Below are 9,733 nucleotides of genomic sequence, written 5' to 3' on the forward strand. Positions count from 1 at the left end.
GAAGGGACGGATTCCATGTCGTGTTTCCTTGGGGGAATGCGTTTATGGGATGAGAAGAAGGACTGTCACAAAGGAGAAGGGACAATGCGCAGGGCGGGGGCTGTGCTGGCGGGGATGGCGGCGATCTTCGTGCTGGAGGGGATCGGGGTCACGGCGGTCCGTGCGGACGACGGGACTCTGACGGTGAAGATCCACGAGGCGATCGCCTACAAGAAGGACAACGACGATCCGTTCGGGCCGCAGCAGGACTTCTACGCGGTCGCCGGGATCGACTCCGGGCCGCCTCTGATCTCGGCCGAGGTCGGCAACCACGACCACGCGAGCTGGAACCCGCCGCTGAGCCTGTCCAAGCTCGTCCCCGGCAAGAACCAGCGGTTCTTCGATCTCTACTTCGAGCTGTGGGACAACGACGACACCAGCGACGACGATGACTTCGACATCAGCCCGCAGAACGGGCCGCCCCCGCCGTCGCCGCTCGTCCCGTACCGTCCTTCGATCCCGACCGGCGGGTTCCCGCACGTCATCTACGACGTCTGCACCGGCAACATGTCCGTCGCCGGCGTGCTGGGCTCGAATCCGATCGCCGTCGGCAGCAACGCGGTCGAGCTGAATGGCTACGGGACGACGAACGGCACCGCCGGCAACTGGGCGGCGATGCGCATCGAGGTGGTGAGGACGCCGGCCAACTGGCTGCCGGACGACGTGTCGATCGACAAGGTCGAGATCGTACAGTCGGTGTACCACACCTCGAAGGCGGTGGCGGACAAGGAGACGGCGCTGCACGTCGTCATCGCCAGCACGTATCCGTTCGCGATCAGCGCCCCCGTGCACGGGACCCTGACCGACGGCATCAGCACGGTGAACGACCTGCGCGTGGTCACGATCGCGGGAGGGAGCCCCAGCGTCCCCGGGATCACCGAGATCGCCCTGTTCGACGGGACCAGCGCTCCGCCGTTCAAGCCGCAGAAGTCGTTCGTCGCCGGGACGGGGAAGGTGAGCGGCTCGGCCACCGTGGACTACACGGAGTCGATCTCGCCGAACGCCCCGCCACAACTGATGGACTGCGCCAACCTCGACAACACGGGGAAGGCCACCGACCTGCCGCTCATGCACACGAACGATCTGATCACCGTGTACCAGCCGTTCGACTACGAGGAAGATCTCAACTTCATCAGCTCGCCGCAGCTGCAAGCGATGTCCACGCGCGACGAGACGCTGCGGCTCTCCTCCTGGCCCCTGGCGAGCCTGAACACGTCGAACACCTACAACCAGGAGTGGCGCGATCACGGCTCGGTGGCCCCCTACTTCGAGCCGCTCACGACCCTTCTGGTCGAAAACGTCAAGGCGGCGATCTCCGGTATCGACCGGCTGGTCCTGTCGGTGCGCAACGGCTGGTTCAAGGACAACGCCTTCCGGCACCAGTTCTGCCCGTCGACCGCCATCGGCCTGTCCCTGGGAGCGTTCGCGCCGCGGGCCGTCCTCGCCGAGGACGGGTTCTTCGGCGTGTCGACACACGAGCTCGGGCACACCTATAATCTGAGCCAGCACGCGTGCAGCAACCAGAGCCCGCCGTTCGGCCCCGGCTGCGCCGACGAGTACACGCACCAGCCGCAGGACGGCCGCATGTACGAGGCCGAGGGGTTCGACGTGAAGGGGACGGTCTTTCCGAGCGGACTGCACATCCAGCCGGACGCGACGAAGTTTCCGGGACTCGACTGCCCGGCGACACCGGCCTGGGGGCGCGACATCTGCGCCGTCAACCTCATGGACGTCAATTTCGCGACCGGCTACAAGAACTGGCTCGACACCTTCACGTTCCATTACCTGCTGGAGAACACGATCCCGCACTCCGACCCGCCCGTCATCAACGCCACCGGGATGATCGACCTGCCGAACGGCCAGGGGGACGGCACGACGCCTCCGTTCATCACCGGGACGATGCCCTTCTTCAGCTACCAGTTCATGGGGGTGCAGGACATGGCGGACGCCCCGCTGTCCCCGGCGGGAGAGGTCTTCTCCGGTCTCGGGGCCTTCCGCATCCGCCTGGTCACGCCCGCGGGGGTGCACGACTACCGGTTCAATCCCCGCTTCTTCGCCAACGGTCCGGGCCCGGAGCTTGGGGCGGGATTCTCGATCAACGTCCCCTGGGACCCGACGACCACCGCCGTCCAGCTCATCGGTCCGAGCGACGGCCGCCGCATCGACTGCCAGAACATGTACTGCCGCGGCGACGGCGTCGTGCTCGACCAGAAGACGCTGACACCCAGGGCGCCCTCGGTCTCGGACCTGCGCGCCGGGCGCGACGCGGCGGCCCCGCCCACGCCCCCCGGCTCCACGCCTGCGGTGCCGACGATCGGCCCCGGCCACGACGCCGTGGTGAGCTGGACCTCGTTCGACCCGGATTCCCCGGAGACGCGCGGGGCGCTCATCCTGGTCATGATGGGCGGCCCCGCCGGCGGACCGTCGGGGCCGCCGGTCCCCGTGGGGCTGGACGTCCCGGGGGGCACGCTCCGCATCCCGCACGACCGCATGACGGACGCGCCGGGGACGTACACCGGCCGCCTGCTCGTCTCCGACGGCGTGAACACGACCGAGATGCAGGGCGGCGCGCTGTTCACCATCTGCAATCTCAGCAACGGCGGCCTCGAGATCTGCAACGGCATCGACGACGACTGCAACGGCACGACGGACGACGCCCCGCTGCCGGGTCCGATCAGCGTCCAGCTCAACCCGCAGCCGTTCCCGCCCGACGGGAGCCCGTCCTTGTCGTGGCTCTCGGACCCGCTGTCCCAGACCCACGACGTCGTGTACGGCGACCCCTCCGTCCTGCGCGCGACCGGCGGCGACTTCAGCCGGGCCACGCTCGGCTGCCTGGGGGACAACCTGACGACGAATTCCATCGGCCTGCCCCCGGTCCCGAGGGTCGGCCAGGCCTTCTGGTTCGACGTCCGCGGGAACGACTGCTCGGGGCCCGGCACCTACAATTCCGGCGACGCCGGGCAGGTCGGGTCGCGCGACGCGGGGATCAACGCGTCGCCGGCCGCCTGCCGGCCGTAAGCGACCGGCTTCTCGCGATCGGCAAAGGGGGCCAGGAGGCCCCCCCCGGCGCCGTTCACGTCTCCGGCAACTCCCAACGAAAGACGAAGCGCTCGGTTTGCGGCGGTGAAATCGATCGCGCAGGTGTGCCGGGGGGATTACGGTTTTGTAGGGGAGGGAAAGGCCCCGGAGCGAGTTTGTCCATCGGGACTGGGCGACCTATATTGCCGCGGAGGAGGGAGCCCATGGGGATCGTCGTCCTGATCGTGTTTGCCCTGGCGGTCGTGATCGCCGTGGGGTACGTCGTCGGCATCTACAACCAGCTCGTCCAGGTGAAGGTCAACGTGGACAAGTCGTGGGCCAACATTGACGTCCTGGAGAAGCAGCGCTACGACGAGATCCCGAAGCTGGTGCAGGTGTGCGAGGGGTACATGCAGTACGAGCGCGACACTCTGCAGAAGGTCATCGAGGCGCGCACCAAGTACCTGCAGGCGCAGGGACCGGGCGAGAAGGGGGCTGCCAGCTCGCAGATGGCAGGCGCCCTGAAGTCGCTGTTCGCCCTGGCCGAGAGCTACCCCGACCTGAAGGCGAACCAGAACTTCGCGCAGCTGCAGACTCGCATCACCGCGCTCGAGAACGAGATCGCCGACCGGCGCGAGTTCTACAACGACTCCGTGACCATCAACAACACGCGCATCCAGCAGATCCCGTACGCCTTTTTCGCGCCGATGCTGAGCATGAAGGAGCGGGAGATGTACAAGGTCAGCGCCGCCGAGAAGGCCTCCCCCGAGATCAAGTTCGCCTACCCGCGCTAGCGCAGCCGGCCGCGCTTCCAGTCGCGCAGGATCTCCCCGGCCGCGTTGCGGCCGGCGGCGCCCATGACCCCGCCCCCCGGATGCGTGCAGGCGCCGCACAGGTAGAGACCGCGCACGGGGGTGCGGTAGTCGGCGTACCCCGGCACCGGGCGCATGAAGAAGAGCTGGTCGAGCGTCATGTCCCCCTGGAAGATGTTGCCGTGCGTCAGCGAGAAGTCGCGCTCGAGATCGAGCGGGCTGACCACCTGCCGGTGCAGGACGGAACTCCTGAAGTTGGGGGCGTAGCGCGTGAAGATCTCCGTCACCCGGTCGCCGAACTTCTCCTTCTCGGTGTCCCAGGTTCCCTCCTTCAGCTCGTACGGCCCGAACTGGCAGAACACCGACATGATGTGCTTTCCCTTCGGGGCGATCGAGTCGTCGTACACCGTCGGGATGACCGCCTCGAGGAACGGCTGCGACGACCAGCGCCCGTACTTCGCCTCGTCGTAGGCGCGCTCCATGTAGTCGAGCGTCGGGCAGATGTCGATCGTGCCGCGGTGCTGCGGACCGGCGGTCTTCCCCGGCAGCGCGGTGAAGTCGGGGAGCTCGGCGAGTGCGTAGTTGACCTTCACCGACGAGCCGCTCGCCCGGAAGCGCTCGACAGCGCGCGTGAACTCGGGCGGCAGATCGCGCTTCGCGTCGAGCAGCCGCAGGAAGGTCACCTTGGGGTCGGCGTTCGACACCACCGCCCGCGCCCGCACCTCTTCGCCCCCCTGCAGGACGACACCCACCGCGCGATTGTCCTTCACCAGGATCCGCTCGACCGGTGCCGCGCAGCGGATGACCACACCGCGCTCGCGCGCCGCCTTCGCGATGCACTCCGACACCTGACCCATGCCGCCGCGCACCACCCCCCAGCAGCCGCGCATCCCGTCCACCTCCCCCATGACGTGGTGGAACAGGACGTAGGCGGTCCCGGGAGTGCGCGGCCCGGCGAACGTGCCGATGACCGCCTGGCCGCACAGAAGCGCCTTCAGCTCCTCCGACTCGAACCACGAGTCGAGGAAATCCTTCGCGCTCCCGACCAGGATCTCGATCTCGCTGAACAGGTCCTTCTTGAGAGCGCGCGCCAGACGCGCCGCCTTCAACAGGCCGAGGAGATCGCGGGCGCGCGACGACGTCGGGTCGGGGGGCGTCATCAGGAGCAGAGGCTCGACGAACTCCGCCAGCCGGTTGAGCGTCGCCTCGTACGTCTCGTACACCTCCGCGTCGCGCGCCGAGAACTTCCTGATCTCCTCGCGCGTCTTCGCGTAGTCGTTCCAGAGCATCAGGTGGCGCCCGTCGGGATACGGCTGGAAGTACGGCGGGTCCTGGGGATAGACGACGAGCCCGTGGCGCTTCAGCTCGAGCTCGCGCGCGACCTCGGGGCGCAGCAGGCTGATGACGTAGGCCGCGGTCGAGACCTTGTATCCGGGCCACGGCTCCTCGGTCACCGAGGCCCCGCCGACGTACGGCCGGCGCTCGACGACCAGCACCGAAAGGCCGCGCCGCGCCAGGTACGCCGACGTCACGAGCCCGTTGTGCCCACCGCCGATGACGACGATGTCGTACGCCGCGGACACGCGCTCACCCCTGGCGCGACCGCGCCGCTCTTGACCAGGGCGGAGCGAGCCGCAGGACCTTGGCGTACACCGGGCAGCTCTTCACGTGCGCACCGGGAAGGTAGCCGGTGCTGGTCAGGAACTCCCCCGTGATCTCCCCGCCGGTAAACCGGAACGTCGTCTTGAAAAGCCTCACCCACTCCGCCTTCTCCAGGGGATGGTGCGCGTCGAGCCAGGCCGCGAACGACCCGTGCCCGTCGCGCAGCGCCCTGATCCGCCGGGCGTTCTCGATCGCCGCGTCGACCTTGAGGCGGTTGCGGATGATCCCCGCGTCGCGCAGGAGCCGCGCCCGCTCGCGCTTGCCGTAGCGCGCCACTCGGCCGATGTCGAACCGGTCGTACGCCTCCCGGAAGGCCGCGCGCTTCTTGAGGATGGTCAGCCAGGACAGCCCCGCCTGGTTGATCTCGAGGACCAGCCGCTCGAACAGCGAGTCGTCGTCGCGCAGCGGAAATCCGTACTCGGTCTCGTGGTACGGACCGTGGAAGGGATGACCGGGCGCGACATCGCAGTAGCTCACGGCGCCTCCGCCGCCGCGCTGCCCGCGGCACCCCCCGCCGAGTCGCCGCTCCCCGGCCGCGCCCCCGGCTCGCCGCCAAGCCGCCCGTACTTCTTCATGATCGCGACCAGCCGGTCGAGCGGCATCGCGTAGGCCGTGTTGCCGTCGCGCCCCACCGTGGTCGTCGCCATGGTCAGCGCGTTCAGGATCGCCTCCTCGGTCGCCTCCTCCGCGGCGCGGAAGATCGGATCGAGATGATCGTCGGCGACGACCGCCAGGGTGTAGGTGAGCGGTTTCGGATAGTGCGGCACACGGTTGCCGGTCGAGAACGCCAGAAAGATGTCGCCGCTGCCGTGACTCGAGATCGTCCCCGTGCGCGCCAACCCCAGGCCGGCCTTCGAGGCGAGCCGCTTCAACTTGAGATGATCGAGCGGCGCGTCGGTCGCAACGACGATGATGATCGAGCCCTCCAGCATCTCCTTCGGCATCAGGTCGGAGATCTCCCGCCCGACCGGCACGCCGTCGACGACCAGGTCGCTCCGCCGCCCCATGTTCGCGTTGACCAGGACGCCGACCGTGAATCCCCCGTCCTCCTTCGGCACGACCCGCGACGCCGTCCCGATACCCCCCTTGAACTGGTACGACATCATCCCCGTCCCGGCCCCGACCGCCCCTTCCGCGACCGGCCCCTCGCGGGCCTCTTCGATGGCGCGGACCGTGTCCTCGGCCGAGACGTGCAGACCGCGCGCGTCGTTCAGCGTCGAGTCGTCGCACTCCGCCACCGTCGGCGCCACCACGTCGTCGCCGATGCCGATGTCCGGGTACCGCTTCAGCATGTATTGAACAACGCCATCCATCACACGCCCGATGTTCATCGTGTTGGTCAGCAGGATCGGCACCTCGAGCGCCCCCTGCGTGTCGATCCAGATGCTGCCGGTCATCTCCCCCGTCCCGTTCATCACCCAGGTCGCCGCCGGAACTTTCTCACGCCAGAGATCGCCGCCGTGCGGCAGGATCGCCGTCACTCCCGTGCGCACCGGCCCCTTCCCCGGCACCAGCTTGCCGTCGCCGCGATTCAGCGTCACCTGCCCGACGCGCACCCCCTTCACGTCCGTGATCGCGTTGAGCGGCCCCGGCGCCAGCCGCCCGATGACGATCCCGAGGTCGCGCACGCGCCGGCGCGGCGCCTCGGAGCTCGCCCCCGCGGACTCCGCGACACAGGTGGCCGCCAGGACAGCCCATACAAAGATGATGCGGACGCCGTCGCTCCCTCCGCCCCGCACCTTGCGAACCTCCCCCCGCATGAGCGCATCTCCCGTGTCGAAGGCCGGGCCGAAGCCGGTAGCCTCATCCCGATCGCCGTTCGGAGTCAAGCGCGTCCCGCGCACGGAAACAGGACTACAATCCTCGCCGCGCCAGCGCCTCGTACGAGGGGCGTCATCCCGCGGCGACTGCACCCACCGTGGAGACCGTCATGCTCACGCCACCGAAGCCAGCGCCCGCACGGCCCATCACGACGCTCCTCGCCGCCGCGGCGCTCGTCGCCGGCATCGCGACCGCGCCGGCGTCGAGGGCCGCGCTCGCGTCGACCCCCGCAGCCACGCTCGACTCCAGGACCGCCGCCGACGGCCTCAAGGAGGCGCTCGGAGTCGGCACCAGCCGGTCGGTCGACCTCCTGGGCCGCCCGGACGGCTACCTGAAGAACCTGGATGTGAAGATTCCCATGCCCGAGAAGCTGCACGTGATCGACAAGGGGCTGCGGACCATCGGCAGGGGAAATCTCGTCGACGAGTTCGTGACCAGCATGAACCGCGCCGCCGAGGCGGCCGCCCCGCTCGCCCGCAGCGTCTTCCTCGATACGATCAAGCAGATGAGCTTCCAGGACGCCGTGACGATCGTGCGCGGCAAGGACCACGAGGCGACCGACTACCTGCGCACGAACGCCGGCCCCAGACTCGACACCCTGTTCCGCCCGATCGTCGGTCAGCAGCTCGACAAGGTCGGCGCCACCCGCTCGTTCGACGCCATGATGGGGCGCGCCTCCACGCTCCCCTTCGTAGGAAAGAGCGCCTTCGACCTGAACGCCTACGTGACCGGCAAGGCGCTCGACGGCCTGTTCCTCATGATCGGGCGCGAGGAGGAGAAGATCCGCAAGGACCCCGTTGCGCGCACGACCGACCTCCTCAAGAGGGTGTTCGGCGTCTCCGGCGAATCCGGCAGGAAGAAGACCCCCTGGTGGAAGAAGGCGGTCTCCGGCGGCACGCAGGGCACCTGATCCGGGGACTCTCCAGCCGCGTCTTCCAGCCCGCACATGGGCCCCCGGCGGCGGTTGCTCCCTCCCGTCGTTCGGCGTATAGTCGGGACACCGAGTCGCCCCGCGCTCTGAACACCGCGCCCCCGAAGGGAGACGGCGCATGAACGAACCGGCAGTCGGCGAGCCACCACCGCCATCGGCGGACGGCCGGCCGCCGAAGCTCCTCGAGCGGGTCCGTCACGAACTCCGCCGCCGGCACTTCAGCCCGCGAACCGAGGAAGCGTACGCCGGGTGGGTCCGCCGCTACATTCTCCACCACGGGAAGCGTCACCCCGCCGACATGGGAGAGCGCGAAGTCAGCGAGTTCCTCACGAGCCTCGCAACCGTGCGCCGCGTCGGCCCCTCGACCCAGAACCAGGCGCTCGCGGCCCTGCTGTTCCTCTACCACGAAGTGCTGAGCATCAGACTCCCGTGGCTCGAAAAGGTCGTCCGGGCGAAGCGCCCGCCGAAGCTTCCCGTCGTCCTGACACGCGCCGAAGTGAGCGCCATCATGGAGGCCCTCTCGGGCACACCCCGCATCATGGCCTCCCTCATGTACGGGGCCGGCCTCAGGCTCATGGAATGCTGCCGCCTGCGCGTGAAGGATCTCGAACTCGCGCGCGGCGAAGTCATCGTGCGCGACGGCAAGGGATGGAAGGACCGCGTCACTGTGCTCCCGGCCACGCTGCGCGAGCCGCTCGCCGTGCACCTGCGCACCGCCCAGCACCTGCACCAGGAGGACCTCCGGCGAGGCTGGGGCCACGTCGAGCTCCCCGGCGCCCTCGGGATCAAGTACCCGAACGCATCGCGCGAGTGGGCCTGGCAGTGGGTCTTCCCCGCCACGCGCCGCTACCACGACGCCCCGACCGGCCAGTGGCGTCGCCACCATTTGCACGAGTCCGTCCTGCAGCGACTCGTGAAGGAAGCCGTCCGCAAGACCGGGATCGCCAAGCCCGCGACCTGCCACAGCCTCCGCCACTCGTTCGCGACGCACCTGCTCGAGGAGGGCTACGACATCCGCACGATCCAGGAGCTCCTCGGCCACAGCGACGTGGCGACGACGATGATCTACACCCACGTCCTCAACCGCGGCGGCCGCGGCGTCCGCAGCCCCCTCGACAACGTGTTCCACGAGAAGGGGCGCGCATGATCAGGCGCCACACAGGACTCAGGAGGCCTCGTGTCGCGCTTCTGGTCACGCTCACTATGTTTCGTTGCTTAGGCTGCAGAGCGAGCCCTCGCTATGTTTAGTGGATTAGGCCGACGGGATCGCATTTTGCTAGTCTTTTCATAAGTCTTCTGCAGTCCAATTAGCGTTAGCCGGATTTAGCGTCGTCGCGCAAATGCGAGCAAAGATGATGACCGCAATCTTCAATCGCAACCACTTTTTCGATGCCAGCGCGATCGTGAAGATGGTCGTTACTGAGCCGGGTTCACGCAAAGTGATGGGCCT

The 9,733-nt window shown here is 68.3% G+C and carries 7 protein-coding genes; 4 read left to right on the plus strand and 3 right to left on the minus strand.

Features of this window, described 5'->3' with window-relative positions; genetic code table 11:
• Nucleotides 1–84 precede the first annotated feature (84 nt).
• Both VEW47_04060 and VEW47_04065 read left to right on the plus strand, forming a co-directional pair.
• The gene (locus tag VEW47_04060) at nucleotides 85–3,057 is read left to right on the plus strand and encodes a putative metal-binding motif-containing protein (GenBank protein ID HYS04347.1); all 2,973 of its coding nucleotides are present in this window, start codon (nucleotides 85–87) and stop codon (nucleotides 3,055–3,057) included.
• A 224-nt stretch (nucleotides 3,058–3,281) separates the two neighbouring features.
• Nucleotides 3,282–3,851 (plus strand): LemA family protein, encoded by a 570-nt coding sequence (locus VEW47_04065; protein HYS04348.1) that lies wholly within the window; start codon nucleotides 3,282–3,284, stop codon nucleotides 3,849–3,851.
• On the opposite strand, the gene VEW47_04070 is transcribed toward VEW47_04065, so the two are convergent.
• The 3 genes from VEW47_04070 to VEW47_04080 are packed head-to-tail and all read right to left on the minus strand — an operon-like array spanning nucleotide 3,848 to nucleotide 7,291.
• The gene (locus VEW47_04070; GenBank protein HYS04349.1) at nucleotides 3,848–5,452 is read right to left on the minus strand and encodes an NAD(P)/FAD-dependent oxidoreductase; all 1,605 of its coding nucleotides are present in this window, start codon (nucleotides 5,450–5,452) and stop codon (nucleotides 3,848–3,850) included. The two genes, VEW47_04065 and VEW47_04070, sit on opposite strands and share 4 nt — an antisense overlap.
• Before the next feature lie 4 nt (nucleotides 5,453–5,456).
• Nucleotides 5,457–6,008: a DNA-3-methyladenine glycosylase I gene (locus VEW47_04075; GenBank protein HYS04350.1), complete on the minus strand. Its 552-nt coding sequence runs from the start codon at nucleotides 6,006–6,008 to the stop codon at nucleotides 5,457–5,459.
• The gene (locus VEW47_04080) at nucleotides 6,005–7,291 is read right to left on the minus strand and encodes a P1 family peptidase (protein ID HYS04351.1); all 1,287 of its coding nucleotides are present in this window, start codon (nucleotides 7,289–7,291) and stop codon (nucleotides 6,005–6,007) included. Before VEW47_04080 ends, VEW47_04075 begins: the two co-directional genes overlap by 4 nt.
• Nucleotides 7,292–7,461: 170 nt before the next feature.
• Here VEW47_04080 and VEW47_04085 point away from each other — a divergent pair, with 170 nt between their 5' ends.
• Both VEW47_04085 and VEW47_04090 read left to right on the plus strand, forming a co-directional pair.
• Nucleotides 7,462–8,262, plus strand: a complete 801-nt coding sequence (locus VEW47_04085; protein HYS04352.1) for a DUF4197 domain-containing protein — start codon at nucleotides 7,462–7,464, stop codon at nucleotides 8,260–8,262.
• A 139-nt stretch (nucleotides 8,263–8,401) separates the two neighbouring features.
• On the plus strand, nucleotides 8,402–9,430 hold the full coding sequence (locus VEW47_04090; GenBank protein HYS04353.1) for an integron integrase: 1,029 nt from the start codon (nucleotides 8,402–8,404) through the stop codon (nucleotides 9,428–9,430).
• Nucleotides 9,431–9,733: the final 303 nt, after the last annotated feature.

This window comes from Candidatus Dormiibacterota bacterium, from assembly GCA_035635555.1.
Classification (GTDB): domain Bacteria; phylum Acidobacteriota; class Polarisedimenticolia; order Gp22-AA2; family Gp22-AA2; genus Gp22-AA3.

Excerpts from the sequence above, each read along its gene's own strand:
- VEW47_04060 (HYS04347.1), top strand. The coding sequence starts at position 85 with ATGCGCAGGGCGGGGGCTGTGCTGGCGGGGATGGCGGCGATCTTCGTG.
- VEW47_04065 (HYS04348.1), top strand. The coding sequence starts at position 3,282 with ATGGGGATCGTCGTCCTGATCGTGTTTGCCCTGGCGGTCGTGATCGCC.
- VEW47_04080 (HYS04351.1), bottom strand. The coding sequence starts at position 7,291 with ATGCGGGGGGAGGTTCGCAAGGTGCGGGGCGGAGGGAGCGACGGCGTC.
- VEW47_04085 (HYS04352.1), top strand. The coding sequence starts at position 7,462 with ATGCTCACGCCACCGAAGCCAGCGCCCGCACGGCCCATCACGACGCTC.
- VEW47_04090 (HYS04353.1), top strand. The coding sequence starts at position 8,402 with ATGAACGAACCGGCAGTCGGCGAGCCACCACCGCCATCGGCGGACGGC.